Annotated in this window: 18 protein-coding genes; 11 read left to right on the top strand and 7 right to left on the bottom strand. The window is 65.5% G+C overall.

Going from position 1 to position 19,737, the window contains the following annotated elements; translation table 11 throughout:
• Nucleotides 1-20: 20 nt before the first annotated feature.
• Complete coding sequence (locus ACSQ3Q_RS08945) at nt 21-1,529, bottom strand: malonyl-CoA decarboxylase (RefSeq protein WP_436134041.1); 1,509 nt, start codon at nt 1,527-1,529, stop codon at nt 21-23.
• The gene (locus ACSQ3Q_RS08940) at nt 1,529-2,197 is read right to left on the bottom strand and encodes a GntR family transcriptional regulator (RefSeq protein WP_436134040.1); all 669 of its coding nucleotides are present in this window, start codon (nt 2,195-2,197) and stop codon (nt 1,529-1,531) included. Before ACSQ3Q_RS08940 ends, ACSQ3Q_RS08945 begins: the two co-directional genes overlap by 1 nt.
• A gap of 220 nt (nt 2,198-2,417) precedes the next feature.
• On the opposite strand from ACSQ3Q_RS08940, the gene ACSQ3Q_RS08935 reads away from it, so the two are divergent.
• Nucleotides 2,418-2,636 (top strand): GNAT family N-acetyltransferase, encoded by a 219-nt coding sequence (locus ACSQ3Q_RS08935; RefSeq protein WP_436134039.1) that lies wholly within the window; start codon nt 2,418-2,420, stop codon nt 2,634-2,636.
• A 268-nt stretch (nt 2,637-2,904) separates the two neighbouring features.
• Here ACSQ3Q_RS08935 and lgt read toward each other — a convergent pair whose 3' ends face one another.
• Complete coding sequence (lgt, locus tag ACSQ3Q_RS08930; protein WP_436134038.1) at nt 2,905-3,732, bottom strand: prolipoprotein diacylglyceryl transferase; 828 nt, start codon at nt 3,730-3,732, stop codon at nt 2,905-2,907.
• Between the two features lie 308 nt (nt 3,733-4,040).
• On the opposite strand from lgt, the gene ACSQ3Q_RS08925 reads away from it, so the two are divergent.
• Both ACSQ3Q_RS08925 and ACSQ3Q_RS08920 read left to right on the top strand, forming a co-directional pair.
• Nucleotides 4,041-5,054, top strand: a complete 1,014-nt coding sequence (locus ACSQ3Q_RS08925) for a GlxA family transcriptional regulator (RefSeq protein ID WP_436134037.1) — start codon at nt 4,041-4,043, stop codon at nt 5,052-5,054.
• 168 nt (nt 5,055-5,222) lie between these two features.
• Entirely contained in the window at nt 5,223-6,398 is a 1,176-nt protein-coding gene (locus tag ACSQ3Q_RS08920) for an MFS transporter (protein ID WP_436134036.1), read from the top strand.
• Between the two features lies 1 nt (nt 6,399).
• On the opposite strand, the gene ACSQ3Q_RS08915 is transcribed toward ACSQ3Q_RS08920, so the two are convergent.
• Entirely contained in the window at nt 6,400-7,377 is a 978-nt protein-coding gene (locus tag ACSQ3Q_RS08915) for a LysR family transcriptional regulator (RefSeq protein WP_436134035.1), read from the bottom strand.
• A gap of 162 nt (nt 7,378-7,539) precedes the next feature.
• On the opposite strand from ACSQ3Q_RS08915, the gene ilvD reads away from it, so the two are divergent.
• A complete protein-coding gene (gene ilvD / locus ACSQ3Q_RS08910) occupies nt 7,540-9,246 on the top strand; it encodes a dihydroxy-acid dehydratase (protein ID WP_436134034.1) in 1,707 nt (568 codons plus the stop codon).
• A 128-nt stretch (nt 9,247-9,374) separates the two neighbouring features.
• Here ilvD and ACSQ3Q_RS08905 read toward each other — a convergent pair whose 3' ends face one another.
• Nucleotides 9,375-9,617, bottom strand: a complete 243-nt coding sequence (locus tag ACSQ3Q_RS08905) for a TIGR04438 family Trp-rich protein (RefSeq protein WP_436134033.1) — start codon at nt 9,615-9,617, stop codon at nt 9,375-9,377.
• Between the two features lie 115 nt (nt 9,618-9,732).
• On the opposite strand from ACSQ3Q_RS08905, the gene ACSQ3Q_RS08900 reads away from it, so the two are divergent.
• Nucleotides 9,733-10,038, top strand: coding sequence for a c-type cytochrome (locus ACSQ3Q_RS08900; protein ID WP_436134032.1), 306 nt, complete (start codon nt 9,733-9,735; stop codon nt 10,036-10,038).
• Nucleotides 10,039-10,208: 170 nt separating this feature from the next.
• Here ACSQ3Q_RS08900 and ACSQ3Q_RS08895 read toward each other — a convergent pair whose 3' ends face one another.
• Nucleotides 10,209-10,691, bottom strand: a complete 483-nt coding sequence (locus ACSQ3Q_RS08895; protein WP_436136970.1) for a LapA family protein — start codon at nt 10,689-10,691, stop codon at nt 10,209-10,211.
• 491 nt (nt 10,692-11,182) lie between these two features.
• Nucleotides 11,183-13,177 (bottom strand): acetate--CoA ligase, encoded by a 1,995-nt coding sequence (acs, locus tag ACSQ3Q_RS08890; protein WP_436134031.1) that lies wholly within the window; start codon nt 13,175-13,177, stop codon nt 11,183-11,185.
• Nucleotides 13,178-13,423: 246 nt separating this feature from the next.
• Between acs and ACSQ3Q_RS08885 the strand changes: the two genes are divergently transcribed.
• From ACSQ3Q_RS08885 to ACSQ3Q_RS08860, 6 genes are all read left to right on the top strand, one after another.
• Complete coding sequence (locus ACSQ3Q_RS08885; RefSeq protein WP_436134030.1) at nt 13,424-14,029, top strand: TIGR00645 family protein; 606 nt, start codon at nt 13,424-13,426, stop codon at nt 14,027-14,029.
• Between the two features lie 456 nt (nt 14,030-14,485).
• A complete protein-coding gene (locus tag ACSQ3Q_RS08880) occupies nt 14,486-15,526 on the top strand; it encodes a YiiG family protein (RefSeq protein WP_436134029.1) in 1,041 nt (346 codons plus the stop codon).
• Nucleotides 15,527-15,626: 100 nt separating this feature from the next.
• On the top strand, nt 15,627-16,529 hold the full coding sequence (locus tag ACSQ3Q_RS08875) for an intradiol ring-cleavage dioxygenase (RefSeq protein WP_436134028.1): 903 nt from the start codon (nt 15,627-15,629) through the stop codon (nt 16,527-16,529).
• A 160-nt stretch (nt 16,530-16,689) separates the two neighbouring features.
• Nucleotides 16,690-16,983 carry a hypothetical protein gene (locus tag ACSQ3Q_RS08870; protein ID WP_436134027.1) on the top strand — a complete coding sequence of 98 codons (294 nt, stop codon included), beginning with the start codon at nt 16,690-16,692 and terminating at the stop codon, nt 16,981-16,983.
• Between the two features lie 283 nt (nt 16,984-17,266).
• Nucleotides 17,267-18,955: an ATP-binding protein gene (locus ACSQ3Q_RS08865; RefSeq protein WP_436134026.1), complete on the top strand. Its 1,689-nt coding sequence runs from the start codon at nt 17,267-17,269 to the stop codon at nt 18,953-18,955.
• Between the two features lie 85 nt (nt 18,956-19,040).
• Complete coding sequence (locus ACSQ3Q_RS08860; RefSeq protein WP_436134025.1) at nt 19,041-19,736, top strand: response regulator; 696 nt, start codon at nt 19,041-19,043, stop codon at nt 19,734-19,736.
• The last annotated feature ends 1 nt before the right edge of the window (nt 19,737 follow it).

Below are 19,737 nucleotides of genomic sequence, written 5' to 3'. Positions count from 1 at the left end.
CCTTCTCCCACGGGTGCGGGTCAGGAAATCAGCCCCTCCACCTCGCCCGACACCGGCACCTTGCCCTGCGCCAGCAGGCTGCGGTGCTTGTCGATGCGCTTGAGGTCGTAGAGGTAATTGACCATCAACCCATACGACTGCTTGACGCCCTTGGTCGACGGATCACCCGCCCAGTTCAGGCGCTCCACCCGCGCGCCGTTGCCCAGGTGAAAACGCGCGACCGGGTCCACGGGCTTGCCTTCCTGCATCTCGCGGGCCAGGTAGTACGCGGCGCATTCCAGCAGCATCTGGCGCACGGGCGACTTGGCGTCGAGCTCCAGTGCCTTGTCGATGGCGGCCAGCAGATGTGTGGGCTGTGGCGGCTCAAACCCCACCGCGCGGCCCAGCTCACTGCGGCGCTTGTCGTCCAGGCGCTCCAGCATGGCGGCAGCGTGTTTGCCCAGCCAGCTGCGAAACCCCGGGATGGGCGACAGCGTGGCAAAGGTGCGCAGGCGCGGAAACTCGGCGTTGAGCGTCTCCACCACGTGCTTGATGAGCGAGTCGCCAAAACTCACGCCGCGCAGACCCGTCTGGGTGTTGCTGATGGAATAAAAAATGGCCGTGGTGGCGCGCGAGATATCGGCCGGTGCCGCGGCTTCATCCAGCAGCGGCGTGATGCTGGACGAGATCTTGTCGAGCAGCGCCACCTCCACAAAGATCAGCGGCTCGTCGGGCAGGCGCGGGTGGAAGAAGCCGTAGCAGCGGCGGTCGCTGTCCAGCCGGTTCTTGAGGTCCGCCCAGCTGCGGATGTCGTGCACCGCCTCGTACTTGATGAGCTTTTCGAGCAGCGAGGCGGGTGAGTCCCACGACAGGCGGCGCAGCTGCAAGAAAGCGACGTCGAACCAGGTCGAGAACAGATGCTCGAGCTCGGCATCAAGCGCCAGCAGGCGCTTGTCGGCCTTGAGCAGCGGCAGCAGCTCAGCCCGCATGTCCACCAAAAAGCGCATGCCTTCGGGGAAGACCGCAAAGCGCTGCAGCAGCCGGGTGCGGGGCGTGACCATGGCGCGGCGCAGGCTGATCTCGGCCTGGCCTTCCTCGGCCGTGCCAGCGGCAGCCTCGTAGCGCTGGCGGGCCGACTTGAAGCGCGTCGCGTCGGGCGCGAACTGCTCGCACATCAACAGCCACATGTCGCGGCGCTCTTCGGGCTCGGCCTTGGCGTACCACTCGGCCACGGCCTGCGCGCGGCGCCCGCCTTCGATCTCGCTCACCTGCGGGGCCACCACTTCCTGCAAATCGGCCAGCAAGCGGCGCAGCGCGCGCGGCGACAGCGTCTCTTGCCCGCGCCGCAGCGTGGCCTGCAGCCGCTCGTTGGTGGAGCGCGGCGGCACGGCCTTGGCGACCACGTCGGTCACGGTCTTGTCGAGGCCCGCAGCCTTGGCGGGCTTGTCGACGGGCTTGTCGACGGCCTTGTCGGTGGCCTTGTCTGCCGCCGGGGCGGCAGTGCGCAGGCGCGAGACGCTGCGCGCAATCCATTCGGGGGTGGTGTTCATCATGGTGTCAGCCTCGATTGCTGGTTGCGGGCTACGTCGCGCAGCGCATCGCGCTGGCGCAAAAGATGGTTGCGCATGGCTTCTTCCGCGGCGTCGCAGTCGTGCGCTTTCAGCGCGGCAAACACTGCGAGGTGTTCCGCCAGGCTCTGCTGCATCCGCCCTGGTGCGTGCAGGGTCTGCAGCCGCGCCAGCCGCAGGATCTTGCGCAGATCGCCAATCACCTGGGCCAGCCAGCGGTTGTCGGCGAGCGTGATGAAGGCCTCGTGGATCGCGTAGTTGGCCTCGTAGTAGTCGGTGATGCGGCCTTCGGCAGCGCACAGCTGCAGGCGCTCATGCAGCACTTCCAGCGCCGCCACGTCGGCGCTGCCCGCCCGGCGGGTGGCTTCGTGCGCGGCCCGGCCTTCCAGCAGCGCGATCACGGGGAAGAGGTCGTCCAGATCGCGCTCGGTGATTTCGGCCACAAAACAGCCGCGGCGTGGCTCGTGGCGCAAGAGTCCTTCTGCCACCAGCACCTTGAGCGCCTCGCGCAGCGGAGTGCGCGAGATCTCCAGGCGCTCGCACAGCGCGGCTTCGTCGAGGAAGCTGCCGGGTGCAAGGGCCCCGGCAAAAATCTGCTCCCGCAGCCGCGAGGCAGCTTCGTCGTGCAGTGAGTTGGGAACCGGGCGCATGGTGCAGGGGCTTTTCCAGGGTTTCAGAGGCTTCGGCAACATTCACGAACGCGTTTTTGCTGCCATCAGGCTCAAACGGTTCACAAACCGACCGCTTCCTCTGTGTTGAACGTAATTTCTCATAATTATGGAAAATTACAAGCGCGAAAACCCGAAATCCGGATGGACGGCGACAAGTCGTGCGAAATGAGGCGGCGGTGCCACAGTGAGTCTGGGGCCTATGCACACCGATCTGCTGTGGGTGGCCGATGACCGCCGAGGGCAAGGCCTGGGGCGCCATCTGCTGTGCTGGGCCGAAGCGCAAGGCAAGGCGCTGGGTGCGCGCCATGCCAAGCTCGAGACCTTCGAGTGGCAGGCGCGGGAGTTCTACGTGAAGCAGGGCTATGCGGAATACGCCCGCATGAGGACTATGTGCTGGGCTTCTATCTGGCGCAGATGAAGAAATCGTTGGCGTAGTCTGCGTTGGCGCACTGGTTGGCGGCGCGGCGGTTTATGCCGACGGTCTAACCGTTCGGCCGGCACCGCCGGTCAGTGGGCCACCGCCGGGGCGCACCGCACGCCACCTCTCAGGCCCAGCGGATCGAGCAAATCCGGTAGATGGCGCCAGCAACTTGGCGAGCGCTCTCAGCCTCGCACGCTGCACAGCGCGGCAACACTATTATTTTGATAGCTACTCGCGCTTGCCCATCAAGCGCTAGAGGCCATTTTTACTTCAAATTCAATGCCACCACCGGCCGCCGTTGTGCCCACACCCACATCGCAACACCCGCGGCCACCATGGGCACGCAGAGCCATTGGCCCATGCTCATGCCCAGCGAAAGCAAGCCCAGGTGCGCGTCGGGCTCGCGGAAGTACTCGGCAATGAAACGGAAGCTGCCGTAGCCGACCAAGAAGGCGGCGGCCACCTGGCCCTGGCGGCGCTCCTTGCGGGCATACAGCCACAGCAGCACAAACAGCAGCAGGCCTTCGAGCAGGAACTGGTAGACCTGCGACGGATGGCGCGGCTGCATCGAGCCGCTGTGCGCAAACACCATGCCCCACGGCAAATCTGGGCTGGCAAAACGGCCCCAGAGTTCGCCGTTGATGAAGTTGCCCACCCGACCGGCCGCCAGGCCCGTGGGGACACAGGGCGCCACAAAGTCGGCCACCTGCAGCCACGGCCGCTTGCGCGAATGCGCAAACCAGATCATCGCCACGATGACACCGAGGAGCCCGCCATGGAAAGCCATGCCGCCTTGCCACACCGCGAATATCTCCAGCGGATGGCTGAGGTAGTAGGCCGGCTTGTAAAACAGGCAATACCCCAGTCGGCCGCCCACCACCACGCCCGCAACGCCCAGGAAAAGAATGTCCTCGACGTCTTTGCGCGACCATGCCCCAGGTCCGGTGATGGACGCAAAGGGCTGGTGCTTGAGGCGCTGCAGGCCCAGCAGCATGAACAGGCCAAAGGCCGCAAGGTAGGTCAGCCCATACCAGTGGATGGCAAGGGGCCCGATCTGCAGGGCGACGGGGTCGATGTGGGGGTAGGTCAGCATTTGGGCGGTATTGTGCCCGCGCTGCATGGCACTTCGTGCGCTGCAGCCCCGCGGGGTGTGGGGGCAGCGGCTGCGCAGGCCGTGATGCAAATGTCCGTCCAATCCGGTAGCTGGGTGCGGATTGCTGCCTGACGTCGGCCTGCCTTGTGATGAATGCGACCGCACCTGAGTTGATCGGTCTGTCAACCGCAGCAGGGAAGGCATCTCGCCCGACGCACACAGAGCCCGTAGGCCTGCCAGACGCCAGTGGCCAGATCTGTGGGCTGGTTGTCATTGCCGCCAACGTGGCAAGCACTGACACTGGCGGCATGGACCACCCCCCACGCACCGTTGCCTGCCTGATCTACCCGGACTTCATGAGCCTGGACGCGGTCGGCCCGATGCAGGTTTTCGGTTCGGCCAATGCCGAGCGCACGGGGCACGGCCTGCCCCCAGCCTATGCGCTGCATCTGATTGCGGAAACCGCGGGCCCCGTCACCACCTCCGCAGGTTTTGCGTTGGTGGCCGATAGCGGCTGGGACACGCTGGACCCGGCCCGCATCGACACGGTGCTGGTGGCGGGGGGCGACGGCGTCCTCGGGCAACTCGACAACGCTGGCCTGCTGGCTTGGCTGCGCTGTGCAGAGCCCCAGGTGCGCCGCCTGGGCTCAGTCTGCTCGGGCGCCCTGCTGCTGGCCCAGGCCGGCCTGCTCGACGGCCTGCGTGCCACCACGCATTGGTGCCGCATGGACCGGATGCGCCAGGACCACCCGGCCGTGCAAGTGGACGAGGACTGCTTGCACACCTACGACGCGGCGAGCGCGGTGTACGGCCACCTGTTCACTTCGGCGGGCGTCACGGCTGGCATCGATTTGGCTCTGGCGCTGGTGGAGGCGGACCTGGGCCGGCCCATGGCGCTGGCCGTGGCGCGGCGGCTGGTGATGTTCATGCGCCGGCCCGGCGGGCAGGCCCAGTTCAGCGCACTGCTGGCGCCCGAAACCCGGCATGCGCCGCGGCTGGCGGCGCTGCTCGAATGGATTCCGTCGCAGCTTGGCGGCGACCTGTCGCTGGACGCACTGGCCGGCCGCGCCTGCATGCCCCCGCGCACCCTCACCCGCGTGTTCCAGCGCGAGCTCGGCACTACGCCCGGCCGCTATGTGGAGCGGGTGCGCGTGGAAGCTGCTTCCACCCTGCTCGCCCAGGCGCAGGCATCGGTCTCCACCGTGGCGCGGCTGTGCGGTTTTGAGCATCCCGAAAACCTGCGCCGCAGCTTCCATAAGCACCGCGCCGTGAGTCCGCAGGCCTATGCGCAGCGCTTTGGCGCCGGTGTATTGCCGGACTAGGAGCGGCTCACAAAACTCTTCCGGCGGCGTTGCCGCGCCCTGGTTGTATCCCTGGTACTGCCTGCGACGCAGCGCCTAGCCAGAACCGCTTCGCTGAGTTTTTTTGGCCGCTCCAACGCCTTCTCGTATCCCCTTGCGCGCCTGCCCGGCGCACCACCGAAAGCCCCCATGCTGCTCTTGCGCAATGCCTCTGTTCGCCTGCTGTTTGCTGGCCAAGCCCTGTACTGGGGCTGCTCCATCATCGGCATCACGCTCACTTCCATCGTGGGTGCACGGTTGGCACCCTGGCCGGCATTGGCCACGCTGCCACTGGCGCTGCTGGTGCTGGGCAACCTGCTGTCGGTGCAGCCGCTGTCCTTGTTCATGCAGCGCCGAGGCCGTCGCGCCGGACTGCAAGCCGGGGCGCTGTTTGGCGTGGCGGGTGGGCTGGTCAGCATGGTCGGCGTGCAGTCGGGCAGCTTTGCCGTGTTCTGCGCGGGCACGCTGGCCATCGGCGTGTACCAGGCCTCGTCGGGCTACTACACCTATGCGGCCCTGGAGGCGGTGGACCCCGTGCAGAAAGGCCGCGCCGCCGCCTGCGTGGTGGCCGGCGGCTTGTGCGCTGCGGTGTTCGCGCCGCCCTTGGCGCTGTGGTCGCGCAACGCGATGGGTACGCCCTTGGCGGGTGCCTATCTGGCCATCGCCGCGTTGGCAGCGCTGGGCTGGCTGGTGATGGCACGGCTGCGCGAAGGCGTGGCGCCGCGCCCTGCAGCCGGTGGCATCGCGGCCATGCGCGCCCTGCTAGCCCGCCCCGGGCTGCGCGCTGCGGTGGTGATGACGGCCATCGGCCACGGCCTGATGATCCTGGTGATGAACGCCACGCCGCTGGCGATGGAAGTCTGCGGCTTCTCGGCGGCGTCGGCGGCGCAGGTGATCCAGTGGCATGTGATCGGCATGTTTTTGCCGGCGCTCTTTTCGGGCACGCTGGTGGATCGGTTTGGTAGCCGTCCCGTGGCCGCTGTCGGTGCGGCATGCCTGGGGGCCAGCGCGGTGGTGGCGTTGTCGGGCATTTCGTTCGCCGAATTCCTGGCCAGTTCCGTCCTGCTGGGCACGGGCTGGAATCTGATGGTGATTTCGGGCACGACGCTGCTGGCCGAATCCCACGCGCCCGAAGAGCGCGGCCAGGCCCAGGCGCTGATGCAGCTGGCCAACGGTGTGGTGGCAGCGTTGATGTCCTTTGCCTCCGGGGCGCTGCTGACCGGCGTGGGATGGACCGCCATCAATGCGGTGGCCCTGCCGCTGCTGGCGGTTGCGGCCGCCCTGCTTTTTGTGCGCGGGCGCGGGGCGGCGGCCGCACCGGGCTGAGTCAGGCCACCGCCGAGCGCTCCTGCACGAAGGCGATAAAACGCTCCAGCGCCGGGTTGTTGAGCGCAGCGGGCCAGACCAGGCTGGTCTCGCACAGGGGCAGCGGTGGCGTGGCGGGCGATTTCGCAGCAGCCTTGCTCCGCGCCTTGCCCACCGCATCAGGCGCAGGTCCGAAGGCATCGGCCGCACGGTAGACCACGCCCTCACGGCGGAACTGGGTCACGCTCTCGGGCACCCAGGCCACGCCCAGGCCGCCCCACACCAGGTTGACGATGGTCTGCATCTGGATGGCCTCTTGCGCGACCACGGGCACGCGGCCCGCGGCGTGGTACAGCGCAAAGACCGCGTCGTGCAACGACGGAACGATGCGGCGCGGAAAGATCACCAGGGGCTCCGCCAGCACATCGGCAAAACCCACGCGTGGCGCCAAGGCCAAGGGATGATGCGCTGGCAGCGCCAGCACCAGCGGCTCCTGGGCCACGGCCAGGCGCGCCAGCTCAGGGGGGGCGAACCCGGGCGAATGCAGCATCAGGCCGGCATCCAGCTCACCGCGTGAGAAGAGTTCACGCTGCACATCGCCCGTGGCTTCTACAAGCTCCAGCGCAACCTGCGGGCACAGCAGGCGAAAGTCGCGCACCCACTGTGGCAAGCGCTCGAAGCCGATGGTCGAGACAAAGCCGAGCCGCATGCGCCCCACCTCACCTGCTGCGGCGGCACGCGCCCGCGCGGGCAAAGCCAGGGCCCGCTCCAGAAAGTCACGCACATCGGGCAACAACGCCTCGCCCGCCGGCGTCAGCGCCACGCGCCGGCGCGTGCGATCAAACAGCATCACGCCCAGCGACCGCTCCATCTGCGCAATCGCCTGGGTAAGCGGTGGCTGCGTCATGTGCAGGCGCAGCGCAGCCCGGCCAAAGTGCAGCTCTTCGGCCACGGCCACGAACTGGCGCCAGGCGCGAACGTCGATGATTGCTTCCTTCATGGCGTGGGTGCTTCATTGATATGTTTTGCATATTAATGGAGCAGGCGAAAGGGATTGGAAACGCGGACGCAAACCTCGCATACTTGCAACCCGACAGCCGAGGCACCGGCACAGCACCGGTGCCCGCTCTCCCCACAACGACTCCCCACCAGGAAAACCGCCATGGCAGACAGCAAGACGATCCCGATCCAGCCGATCAACCGCCGCAGCGCCAACATCACGCAGGGCAAATCGCGCGCGCCCAACCGCTCCATGTACTACGCCATGGGCTACGAGGAAGGCGACTTCGTCAAGCCCATGGTCGGCGTGGCCAACGGCCACAGCACCATCACCCCCTGCAATAGCGGCCTGCAGAAGCTGGCCGATGCGGCCATCGCAGGCATCGAGGAAGCCGGTGGCAACGCCCAGGTGTTCGGCACGCCCACCATCTCCGACGGTATGGCCATGGGCACCGAAGGCATGAAGTACAGCCTGGTCAGCCGCGAGGTCATCAGCGACTGCATCGAGACCTGCGTGGGCGGCCAGTGGATGGACGGCGTGGTAGTGGTCGGCGGCTGCGACAAAAACATGCCCGGCGGCCTGATGGGCATGCTGCGCGCCAACGTGCCCGCCATCTATGTGTACGGCGGCACCATCCTGCCAGGCCACTACAAGGGCCAGGACCTGAACATCGTGAGCGTGTTCGAGGCCGTGGGCGAAAACGCCGCGGGCAAGCTCAGCGACTTCGACCTGAAAGAGATCGAAAAGCGCGCCATTCCCGGCACCGGCTCGTGCGGCGGCATGTACACCGCCAACACCATGTCGAGCGCGTTCGAAGCGCTGGGCATCAGCCTGCCGTATTCGTCCACCATGGCCAACCCGCACGACGAGAAGATGAACTCGGCCAAGGAATCGGCCAAGGTGCTGATCGAGGCCATCAAGATGGACCTGAAGCCGCGGGACATCGTGACCAAGAAGTCCATCGAGAACGCCGTGGCCGTGATCATGGCCACCGGTGGCTCCACCAACGCGGTGCTGCACTTCCTGGCGATTGCGCACGCGGCGGGCGTGGAGTGGACCATCGACGACTTCGAGCGCGTGCGCCAAAAGACCCCGGTGCTGTGCGACCTCAAACCCAGCGGCAAATACCTGGCGGTCGATTTGCACCGCGCAGGCGGGATCCCGCAAGTGATGAAGGTACTGCTGAACGCCGGCCTGCTGCACGGCGACTGCATCACCATCAGTGGCAAGACGATTGCCGAGGTGCTCAAGGACGTGCCTGACCAACCCCGCACCGACCAGGACGTGATCCGCGGCATCGACAAGCCCATGTACGCCCAGGGCCACCTGGCCATCCTGAAGGGCAACCTGAGCCCCGAAGGCGCCGTGGCGAAGATCACGGGCCTGAAGAACCCCGTCATTACCGGCCCTGCCCGCGTGTTCGACGACGAACAATCGGCCCTGGAAGCCATCCTCGCCGGCAAGATCGTCGCCGGCGACGTGATGGTGCTGCGCTACCTGGGCCCCAAGGGCGGCCCCGGCATGCCTGAAATGTTGGCCCCCACCGGCGCGCTGATCGGCGCCGGACTGGGCGAGAGTGTGGGCCTGATTACCGACGGCCGCTTCTCGGGCGGCACCTGGGGCATGGTCGTGGGCCACGTGGCGCCTGAAGCGGCCGCCGGCGGCACCATTGCCTTCGTCAATGAAGGCGACAGCATCACCATCGACGCCCTTCAGCTCAAGCTGGAACTCAATGTGTCCGAAGCCGAAATCGCCAAACGCCGCGAAGGCTGGACCGCTCCCGCGCCAAGGTACACACGCGGCGTACAAGCCAAGTTTGCGTTCAACGCATCAAGCGCGAGCAAGGGGGCTGTGCTGGACGCGTATTGATGGCTGAAGAGCCGGCAGGCGGCCGGCTCAATGCGACAGACAAAAACAAAACGCCCGTAGCGGAAGCTACGGGCGTTTTGTTTTATGACCAAAGGCGCGGAGCCAGAACCCCGGCTCACCTATCAAACTCAACGCGGCTTTCTTGGGCGCATTCCCAGCGCTTCTTTGTTCTTGTCGATGCGGTCCTGTTTGCGCTTGTCCATCTTTTCCATAGCTTTACGCTTGGTATACCCGGTGGAATCAGCCCAGGCCCACCATAAGACGGTAGCGCCGAAGGGTGCCATCACCCACCACCAGGACCAAGTGGCGACAGGTCCGATCTCTAAATACTTCAGCGCCAGCAGCACGAGGGAAAGGCCCAGCAGGTACATCGCAATCTCCAGAAAATAGCGTCCAACCCTTGATTGACTGAGGACAAATGCGTGTCAACCCCAGTCACTACAATCTCATTAAAAGAACTGTAACTCAACCCCAGGAAAACCCACCATGAAGCGTACCCTGATCACTCTGGCTATGACACTGTCGATTGCCGCGCCCGCACTGGCGGACCAGGCACTCGCAACGGCCAAGAACTGCATGGCCTGCCATGCGGTGGACAAGAAGCTGGTGGGCCCTTCTTACAAGGATGTGGCAGCCAAATACGCTGGGCAGAAAGACGCCGTGGACAAGCTGGCGGCCAAGATCATCAAGGGCGGTGCTGGCGTGTGGGGCCCCGTGCCCATGCCGGCCAACGCGCAGGTTAACGACGCCGACGCAAAGAAGTTGGCTGCCTGGGTGCTCACGCAGAAGTGACTTTTGCCGGATCGACCGGCAAACGCGAATGCAAGTACACCGTCTGGAATCGCTTGGGAAAACAGCCGCATCACTTTGTGATGCGGCTGTTTTGTTTTGATCTATCGAAAATGGATGCGTGGCAGAGTAGCCCCAACCTCAATGGCGCGTAGCTCACAAACCCCTTTTGCTCACACCAGCGGCGTGACCACCTGTTGAGCTTGGTTGCGGGTGCGCAGCTGATGTTCCAGTTGACCCACATACGCGGCAGTGGCGTTGTCTGACTCTTCCACGCGGGCAGCCAAACGTTGCTCTAGGGTGTCCAGGCGCGCCAACACGGCGGTATGGGATTGGCCTTGCTGAATCTCCAGAAAATGCCGCAGCTCGGTAAAACGCGATGCCTCGGCTTTGTCAGCGAGTTCGCGCTGGGCGTGAAGCTCCTTGGTGTGGCGGCGGGTCTCCATAAGCACTGAGCCTTGCAGCGACAGGACATACGCTACAAAGAAAATGGCCAACAGGGTTGTCAGGCCGAGCATGAGCAAACCCAGCGGGCCCTCAAACGTGATCACCCCAAGGGAAATCGCAGTGGGAGTGGCCAGCGCAGGCCAGTTGAGCGCTGCCAGCGCGGCAATTGCCAGCACAGTCAGAAACAAGACGACAGAACGAAAGTTCATGGTGAAAACTCCGGTGACAGCGGTGCCGGCCATTGCCAGGATGGGCAGGCCGTTCACGCGATGCCGCCGTTGTAACGCATGCAAGTGGAGTTGATGCTGTGGTGCGGGCGATTTCAGGTGACGTCCTACAGGGCGCGGCACACCGGAAGGAATTTGGGCCTGCAGCGGCCAGCCCAGCGTTGCGGACAAGCCATGCCGGCGACCGATATTGATGAGCTGGCCGGGACTTTCATCCGCACGGTGGAGCTGTGGTCGGATTTTGTGGCCACATCACATCGCTGCGCGATATGAGTGGCCACAAACCCCGCAAGCGCTGCGCGCTGGCGCCGTTTGCACGGCGCCTGGCGCCTTCTGGATCAGTTGAATTAACTCAATCACGCGGAGTGGAGCACCGCCGAATTTTGCGGCCACATCACATCGCTGCGCGATATGAGTGTCCACAAACCCCGCAAGCGCTGCGCGCTGGCGCCGTTTGCACGGCGCCTTCTGGATCAGTTGGTCTGGGCCAGCTGATCCAGAATTGCGGGGTTTTCCAACGTGCTCGTGTCTTGCGTGATGGCCTCGCCCTTCGCGATGCTCCGCAGCAGCCGGCGCATGATCTTGCCGCTGCGGGTCTTGGGCAGGTTGTCGCCGAAGCGGATGTCCTTGGGCTTGGCAATCGGGCCGATTTCTTTGGCGACCCAGGCGCGCAACTCGTTGGCGATCTGCTTGGCCTCTTCGCCTGTGGGGCGCGAGCGCTTGAGCACGACGAAGGCGCAGATGGCTTCGCCAGTCACGTCGTCGGGGCGGCCCACCACCGCGGCTTCTGCCACCAGGTCGGTCTTGGAGACCAGGGCCGATTCGATCTCCATCGTGCCCATGCGGTGGCCTGAGACGTTGAGCACATCGTCGATGCGGCCAGTGATGCGGAAGTAGCCGCGATCCACGCTGCGCACCGCACCGTCGCCAGCCAGGTAGTAGCCCTTGAGCTCTTCGGGGAAGTAGGCCTTCTTGAAGCGCTCGGGGTCGTTCCAGATCGTGCGAATCATGCTGGGCCAGGGCCTTTTGATCACCAGAATGCCACCGGCCCCATTGGCCACGTCATTTCCAGTTTCATCCACGATGGCGGCGGTGATGCCGGGCAGGGGCAGCGTGCAGCTGCCGGGCACCAGCGGCGTGGCGCCTGGCAGCGGCGTGATGACGTGGCCGCCGGTCTCCGTTTGCCAGAAGGTATCAACAATGGGGCAGCGCTCGCCGCCCACGTTCTTGTGGTACCACATCCAGGCTTCGGGGTTGATGGGCTCGCCCACACTGCCCAGGATGCGCAGGCTCGACAGGTCCGAACGCGCGGGATGCACGGCGGCATCGCCCTCGGCGGCTTTGATCAGCGAACGGATCGCCGTGGGCGCGGTGTAGAAGATCGTGCACTTGTGCTTTTCGATCATCTGCCAGAAGCGGCCAGCATTGGGAAAGGTGGGGATGCCTTCAAAAATGATCTGCGTGGCGCCCGCGGCCAGCGGGCCGTAAGCCACATAGGTGTGGCCGGTGATCCAGCCAATGTCGGCCGTGCACCAGAACACGTCGTCGGGGCGCAGGTCAAACGTCCAGTCCATGGTGAGCTTGGCCCACAGCAGGTAGCCGCCCGTGGCGTGCTGCACGCCCTTGGGCTTGCCGGTGGAGCCGCTGGTGTACAGGATGAACAGCGGATGCTCGGCGCCCACGGCCACAGGAGCGCATTCGGTGCTTTGCCCGGCCAGCGCTTCGTCAAAGGTCTTGTCGCGCCCAGCCACCATGTTGCAAGCCGTGGCCGTACGCTGGTAGACGAAGACGTTGCGGACGGTGTCGCAGCCGCCTGCGGCCAGGGCCTCGTCGATGATGGCCTTGAGCGGCAGCTCCTTGCCGCCACGCATCTGGTAGTTGGCAGTGATGACGGCCACGGCGCCCGCGTCGATGATGCGTTCTTGCACGGCTTTGGCACTGAAGCCGCCGAATACCACGCTGTGTGTGGCGCCGATGCGCGCGCAGGCCTGCATGGCAATCACACCCTCGATCGTCATGGGCATGTAAACCAGCACGCGGTCGCCCTTGCTCACGCCGTGGGCCTTGAGCGCGTTGGCAAACTGGCTTACGCGGGCCAACAGCTCCTTGTAGGTGATCTGGGTGACGGTGCCATCGTCAGCCTCAAAAACGATGGCGGTCTTGTTCTCGACGGGCGTGCCGATGTGGCGGTCCAGGCAGTTGGCCGAGGCGTTGAGCTCGCCGTCATCAAACCACTTGAAGAAAGGCGCGTTGGACTCGTCCAGGGTGCGGGTAAACGGCTTGGTCCACTGCACGTTTTCGCGTGCCAAGCGTGCCCAGAAGCCTTCGAAGTCGTTGTCGGCCTCGGCGCACAGCGCGTCATAACCCGCCATGCCCGATACGCGGGCGGCCTTGACGATGGCGTCTGCGGGTGGGAACACGCGGTTCTCGACCAATACGGACTCGATCGCGGATGTGGGCGCACTCATGGTTTGTCTCCTGGTTTTGATGAAGGTGTCTGACTGCGTCCGGTGGCCGTGAAGGGGCACCTCATGCCTGCCAGAGCGTCTTATTCGAATTGGGCGGTACTGTCGACCGCAGCACTTACAAGCCACTGACTGGCACGAAGCTTACAGAAACCGGCCGCCTCCCCGACTGGGCGAAAGGCACAGCGCGAAAGGGGCTGTCACGCCACACCCCTAAAATCGCGCGACCCAAGACCCACCCCCCATTCCATGTCCAACCCCAAAAAAATTCCTGGTACCCCGTCCCCCATGCGGCCCCTGCCCTCGCTGATCTTCGCCAGCCGGTGGCTGCAACTGCCCCTGTACTTGGGCCTGATCCTTGCCCAGGCGGTGTACGTCTTCCACTTCTGGGTGGAGCTGGTGCACCTGATCGAGGCGGCGTTTGGCAACACGGCGGCGCTCAAGCAACTGGTGTCCAGCATCGGCTACAAGAGCGACTTCGAGGTCACCGCCCTCAATGAAACCATCATCATGCTGGTGGTACTGGCGCTGATCGATGTGGTGATGATCTCCAACCTGCTGATCATGGTGATCGTGGGGGGTTACGAAACCTTCGTCTCGCGCCTGCACCTCGAAGACCACCCCGACCAGCCCGAATGGTTGAGCCACGTGAATGCCTCGGTGCTCAAGGTCAAGCTGGCCACCGCCATCATCGGCATCAGCTCGATCCACTTGCTCAAGACCTTTATCAACGCCGCCAATTACGACACCAAGGTGCTGATGTGGCAGACCATCATTCATGTGGTGTTCCTGCTCAGCGCGCTGGCCATTGCGATGACAGACCGTCTGATGGCACACGGCCCGGACAAGCACTGAATCCGATCGGGCATGCTGCGAGGACGTGCCTGGCACTGACAGCGCAGAGATGGACGCCCAAGCCGGGACTGGCGATTGCAGCCCCGGCGGCTTACGTCACGATGAAGCAGGGCGCAATGCACGACTCCGGCTGCTGCGTCCGTCGTCCCGCACCGCCTTCAATGCAACAGAACCTTCCAATCGAAGATTGATGCTTAAGGCATTGAAGATGTTTCCACGAGCTGGGCAGGCCTCAGCGACCAGCAGGTGCGGGAGTATCACAAGCTAGTAAGGATTTACGTAGTGCGAACTGGTCACGCGCTTCACCGCCCTGCACCGTACATCTCATTACGCTTTTGCTGCGGGCGCTAGGAACTTTTCCCCCTGCCCCAACGAAAATCCAAGGCGCCCCACGGCTGTCTGATGCCTGTGGGCCATCGGGTATCCGCCCTCGTTCTGCGCCTCTCCCTTCATTCCATGCACACCAAATTTCTTGCCCCACGCTTTCTGGGCCTGGCTCCGCTTTTGCTGCTCGCCTTGCTCGGATGCAGTCCCAAGTCTGACTCGACCACGGCAGAAACCCCCGCAGCCCCTGCTGTGGCCGGGGCCGCCGCACCCGCCGCACCAGAAAAAGCTGCCGAGCCCACGCCGGCCCCCGCAGCAGACCATCTCAACGCCAAGCTGCAGACCTACATCAACTGCTACAACAAGCTGGACGAGCGCGCGCACCGCACCATCACCCGCTATTCCAGCTGGGTCAAAGACATGAAGTCAGGGCCCACGGGGACTGAGAAAGTGGTCTACGGCCTCTATTCGATCTCTAGCGAAGACGTGACAGCCTGCGTGGCGGAGTTCGCGCAAGCGGCCGCCCTGCGGCCAGCACTGCCTGAGCTCGACTCCGCCGGGAAGGCTTACATGGTTGCGCTCACGGCCATGGACAAGCTGGTGGCCGACGCCTATACCTATTACGACCGCGACAACTACAAGGACGACAAGTTTGCCAAGGGTAAGGCCATCCACGGCCCGCTGGCAGCCGGCTTTGAGAGCTTTTCACAGGCCAGCACAGCGTTCTCGAAGGCGCTGGATGTAGAGAACGACAACCTGCTCGCCGCCCAACTGGCGCAGATTGAAAAAACCCAGGGCCGCAAGCTGCCCTACTACCAGATGGCGCTGATGGCCAAGGCCAAGGGCCTGTCCGAAGTGCTGGGCGACGAGACCTTCGACGCCGCTGTCGCCGCGCCGCGTCTGCAGGCCTACGAGGCCATGGCCGATGAAGCCATGGCTTTTGTCAAGCCAATCAAGGACGGGGTCCCGCACGGCTGGTCGAGCTTTGAGCGCACGGCCGAAGAATTTCGCAAGGCCTCCAAAGAGCGCTTTCGGCGCGTTCGCGACAAGGTGCCCTACAGCGATGGCGAGCGGATGATGCTCAAGCCCGGAAGCGGCTGGATGGTAGAAGGCAGCAGCGAAAAACTGATCAAGGCCTACAACGACCTCGTGAACGCCAGCAACGCGATGTAGCGCGCCAGGCTAGGGAGCTGAGGCACGCGGTCCCCCACTCCTCAATTTCTCCTCAATCGGGCGGCAAAGTGCAGGCCATACCCACTTGCAGGAGAAATCCATGGACCGCAGCACCCTTTCGCAGACCTCCACCGCCCTCACCGCCGCCGCCGTGCAGGCGCCTGCCAACCGCCGCTTTGCGCTGAATGCCCTGGGCTCGCTGGGCGTGGCGACCCTGTTCGGCTGCGGCGGCGGCAGCGACACCGAGACCACCACCGACACCACGGGTACCGGCACTGGGACCGGCACGGGCACGGGCACGGGCACGGGCACTGGAACCGGAACGGGCACAGGTACAGGGACCGGCACCACCACCACAACCTGCTCGGTCGTTCCGGAAGAAACCGCCGGCCCCTACCCGGCCGATGGTTCCAACGCCAGCAACAACACCTACAACGTGCTCGCACTCAGCGGCATCGTGCGCTCGGACATCCGCAGCTCGATCGGGTCGTCCACCCAGGTCAGCGGCGTGCCGCTCACCATCACGATCACGCTGACCAACACCAAGGCCAGCTGCGCGGCGCTTTCCGGCTACGCCATTTACCTCTGGCACTGCACGCAGGACGGCAACTACTCCGTCTACACCACCAGCAACATTGCCGACAACTACCTGCGCGGCGTGCAGGCCACTGATGCCAGCGGCACTGTCACCTTCACCACCATCGTGCCGGGCTGCTATTCAGGCCGCATGCCACACATGCACCTGGAGGTCTACCCCACGCTGGCATCGGCCAACAACGCCAGCAACAAGATCAAGACCACGCAGCTGGCCTTCCCCACAGCGCTGCTCAGCACCATCTACAGCGCCAACTCGGGCTACAGCTCCAGTGTGCGCAACCTGGCTTCCCTGTCCTTTGCCACCGACGGCATCTTCAGCGACGGCACCGACCTGGAGATGACCACCATGCAGGCCAACAGCGGCGGCGGATATTCGGCCAGCATCACGATTTCTATTGCAGTTTGATCTGTCACCCTGAGTCGCTTCGGCGCCTTCCCCCAAGGAGGGGCGCCCCCAGTGCGGCAGGGCGGCCCTTGCACGGGGGCCCTGGCACGAGGCCGCGCCGGCTTCAAGCGGCGGATCCGACTTGCTGGACGCCCTTTCTCCACCAACCCTAGAAAAAACCATGCCTTTCCAACCTATTCGTCACCACTTGCTGGCCCGCGTGGCCCTTGCGACCGTGCTCACTGCAGCATCCGCCGCCCCCGTGCTCGCGCAATCCCAGGGCCGCCAGGCCCCACCCGCTCCTCCACCCGAGGCCTATGCCGCCTGCAAGGGCAAGACCGAAGGCGCCAGCGTCACGCTGACCATGCCGGACGGCAAATCGCTCACCGGCACATGCCGCACAATGGGCGGCACCCTGGTGGCCATGCCCGCCGGCGGCCCCGGTGGCGCGGGCGGCCCGCCACCCGCCCGTTGACCTGCCCCTAAGAACCTGTTCAAAGTCTTTTCGGGGTCGCGCAACTGCCTTGCCGGGAGGGGATGCAAGGCGCGGTGCGCAGCCAATAGCTAGGCTATTGGCAATCGCCGCAACGCTGCAGACCGCCCGGCAAGGCACTTGCCCGAAGGGTTGGGGCGAAATCGGGCGATTGGACGCCCCGGCTGCTTGCATTGGCATGAGCCCATGCGGCGCATCCGAAGCATCCACTCCTCCCGATTGCGCTCCAACGCGATCCCCGAAAAGACTTTGAACAGGTTCTTAAATGCCCGCCCTGACCCTTCACCGCAAAGCCTTCATCACCCTGGCCGCCCTGCTGCTGGCCTTGCTGCTGATCTTTGCGGGCTTTTCGCGGCTGGGCTTGCAACGGGGCCTGGGGCCCTATGTGGCCGAGATCGAAGTCACGCGCATGGGCTGGCTGGCCGAGCGCCTGCAGGCGCACTACACCGAGACCGGCGGGTGGGAGAGCTTGCGCAGCCAGCCCATGCTGTGGAGCCGGCTCAGCCACCCTGCGTGGAGCAGCGGACGCGCCACCACCGGCACCCGCCCGCGCACAGAAGGCAGCGCACCACCCGAGCCACCGGAGTTCAGCGGCCTCGGCCCGCCAGGTTTCACCACGCCACCCACAGGCCCGCAGACCCGTCCCGGCGACAGCCCGGGCGCTACGCCAAGTAGCCCATTGCCTAACTCACCGGATCGCCCGCCGAACGCCCCCGCGTCCGGTCCCCGGAGCGGCCCGCCCGACGGCCTTCCCCCACCCTTGCCGCCCAATCCAACCGGCACTGACGGCCGCAGCGGCTTGGGCCCGCCGCCGCGGCATGGCGATGACATCTTTCCGCGCCTGGGCCTGGTGGATGCGCAAGACCGCCTGGTGGCCGGCAACGCGCCCCAACCCGGCAGCGCACGCCTGGCGCTGCGCGGTGCCGATGGCGCAACGATTGGCCACATCGTCCTCGCGCCGCCCCAAGGTGTGCGCAGCGAAGCCGACCAGGCCTTTCTGTCGCAGCACCTGGGTTTTGTGGCCTGGACGGGGCTCACGGGGCTGGCGCTGACGCTGGTGCTCTCGGGCTGGCTGGCCCGGCGCTGGCTGGCCCCGGTGGAGGCCCTCGCCAGCGGTGCGCGCAGCATTGCCCAGGGCCACCTGCACACGCGCGTGCCCGTGCATGGCAGCGACGAAATGGCGCAGCTGGCCCGCAGCTTCAACACCATGGCCGAACAACTCGGGAGCATCGAAGCCTCGCGCAGACAGTGGCTGGGCGACGTGGCGCACGAGCTGCGCACGCCACTGGCCGCCATGCGCGCCGAGATCGAAGCCGTGCAGGACGGCGTGCGCACCTTCGACGACAAAACCGCGCTGCGCCTGCACCGCCAGGTGATGCGCCTCATCCAGCTGGTGGGCGACCTGCGCGCCAGCCTGGACGCGGCCGGCACCAGCGCGCCGTCGGCCCAGGTGCCGGTGCACCCGCTGTCGCTGCTGGCCGAGGCGCTGGCGTCCATGCGGCCGCGCCTGGCGCAGGCCGGTATCAGCGTGGACACTACCGGCCTCGACGCCCTGGCTACGCAGTCGCCTGCGCCGCTGGTGCAAGGCGATGCGCAGCAGTTGCACCAGGTGTTCATGAACCTGCTCGAAAACAGCCTGCGCTACACCGACGCCGGTGGCCAGCTGCGCATCGCAGCCCTGGCAACACAGGCCGCGGGCGGCTCCCCGCTGTTGCGACTGCAGCTGGACGACAGTGCGCCCGGCGTGCCCGTGCACGAGCTGCCGCGCATTTTTGAGCGCCTGTACCGCGCCGAGACCTCGCGCAATCGCGACCACGGCGGCTCGGGCCTGGGCCTGGCGATCTGCCGCGCCATCGTGCTCGCGCATGGCGGCACCCTGGCGGCTGAAGCCTCACCCCTGGGCGGCCTGCGCATGACGCTGGACCTGCCTTTGTTCGACAACAACACCCCATGAGGACTGGCGCCAACACGGATCCGCTGACGCCCTGCCCGATTGGGCGGGCAGCCTGGCCTTCCACCGTTTTGCGCCCTTGATGACCATGAGCCAGCGCATCCTCGTCGTCGAAGACGAACCCGACATCGCCGCCATCGTGGTGGACTACTTGCGCCACGCGGGCTACACCGTGGAGCACCAGGCTGAAGGCCGCGCCGCGCTCGCCAGCATGCTGGCCGCGCCGCCCGACCTCACGTTGCTGGACATCATGCTGCCGGGCATGGATGGGCTGGAGATCCTGCGCCAGGCGCGGCGCCACACAGAGCACCCCATCATCATGCTGACCGCCCGCGTCGAAGAAGTGGACCGCCTCATCGGCCTGGAGCTGGGCGCAGACGACTACATCTGCAAGCCGTTTTCGCCGCGCGAAGTGGTGGCGCGCGCCAAAGCCGTGCTGCGCCGCACTGCCGCCACACAGGGCCCGCCGGCCGCTGCCGCGGCGTCGGCGCTCCTGCTCGACGAAGCACATTGGCAGGCCACGCTGCACGGCACACCGCTCGGGCTCACGCGGCGCGAGTTCCGGTTGCTGCAGGTGCTGGCGCGCCAGCGCGGGCGCATCTTCTCGCGTGCGCAGCTGCTGGACCAGGCCTATGACGACACGCTGGATGTGAACGAGCGCGCCATCGACAGCCACATCAAGAACCTGCGCAAGAAGCTCAAGGCCGCGAGTGCAGACGGCACCGACTGGATCCGTTCGGTGTATGGCGTGGGTTTTGCGCTGGACCCGAGTGCGAGTGAGTGAG

It is taken from the genome of Acidovorax sp. LjRoot129, from assembly GCF_964253765.1.
GTDB lineage: Bacteria > Pseudomonadota > Gammaproteobacteria > Burkholderiales > Burkholderiaceae_C > Acidovorax.
The sequence above is the reverse complement of the archived record's forward strand: the minus strand, read 5'-3'. Positions and strand labels throughout refer to the sequence as shown.

Coding starts and splice junctions, on each gene's coding strand:
- ACSQ3Q_RS08945 (WP_436134041.1), bottom strand. CDS start 1,529: ATGAACACCACCCCCGAATGGATTGCGCGCAGCGTCTCGCGCCTGCGC.
- ACSQ3Q_RS08940 (WP_436134040.1), bottom strand. CDS start 2,197: ATGCGCCCGGTTCCCAACTCACTGCACGACGAAGCTGCCTCGCGGCTG.
- ACSQ3Q_RS08935 (WP_436134039.1), top strand. CDS start 2,418: ATGCACACCGATCTGCTGTGGGTGGCCGATGACCGCCGAGGGCAAGGC.
- lgt (WP_436134038.1), bottom strand. CDS start 3,732: ATGCTGACCTACCCCCACATCGACCCCGTCGCCCTGCAGATCGGGCCC.
- ACSQ3Q_RS08925 (WP_436134037.1), top strand. CDS start 4,041: ATGGACCACCCCCCACGCACCGTTGCCTGCCTGATCTACCCGGACTTC.
- ACSQ3Q_RS08920 (WP_436134036.1), top strand. CDS start 5,223: ATGCTGCTCTTGCGCAATGCCTCTGTTCGCCTGCTGTTTGCTGGCCAA.
- ACSQ3Q_RS08915 (WP_436134035.1), bottom strand. CDS start 7,377: ATGAAGGAAGCAATCATCGACGTTCGCGCCTGGCGCCAGTTCGTGGCC.
- ilvD (WP_436134034.1), top strand. CDS start 7,540: ATGGCAGACAGCAAGACGATCCCGATCCAGCCGATCAACCGCCGCAGC.
- ACSQ3Q_RS08905 (WP_436134033.1), bottom strand. CDS start 9,617: ATGTACCTGCTGGGCCTTTCCCTCGTGCTGCTGGCGCTGAAGTATTTA.
- ACSQ3Q_RS08900 (WP_436134032.1), top strand. CDS start 9,733: ATGAAGCGTACCCTGATCACTCTGGCTATGACACTGTCGATTGCCGCG.
- ACSQ3Q_RS08895 (WP_436136970.1), bottom strand. CDS start 10,691: ATGAACTTTCGTTCTGTCGTCTTGTTTCTGACTGTGCTGGCAATTGCC.
- acs (WP_436134031.1), bottom strand. CDS start 13,177: ATGAGTGCGCCCACATCCGCGATCGAGTCCGTATTGGTCGAGAACCGC.
- ACSQ3Q_RS08885 (WP_436134030.1), top strand. CDS start 13,424: ATGTCCAACCCCAAAAAAATTCCTGGTACCCCGTCCCCCATGCGGCCC.
- ACSQ3Q_RS08880 (WP_436134029.1), top strand. CDS start 14,486: ATGCACACCAAATTTCTTGCCCCACGCTTTCTGGGCCTGGCTCCGCTT.
- ACSQ3Q_RS08875 (WP_436134028.1), top strand. CDS start 15,627: ATGGACCGCAGCACCCTTTCGCAGACCTCCACCGCCCTCACCGCCGCC.
- ACSQ3Q_RS08870 (WP_436134027.1), top strand. CDS start 16,690: ATGCCTTTCCAACCTATTCGTCACCACTTGCTGGCCCGCGTGGCCCTT.
- ACSQ3Q_RS08865 (WP_436134026.1), top strand. CDS start 17,267: ATGCCCGCCCTGACCCTTCACCGCAAAGCCTTCATCACCCTGGCCGCC.
- ACSQ3Q_RS08860 (WP_436134025.1), top strand. CDS start 19,041: ATGAGCCAGCGCATCCTCGTCGTCGAAGACGAACCCGACATCGCCGCC.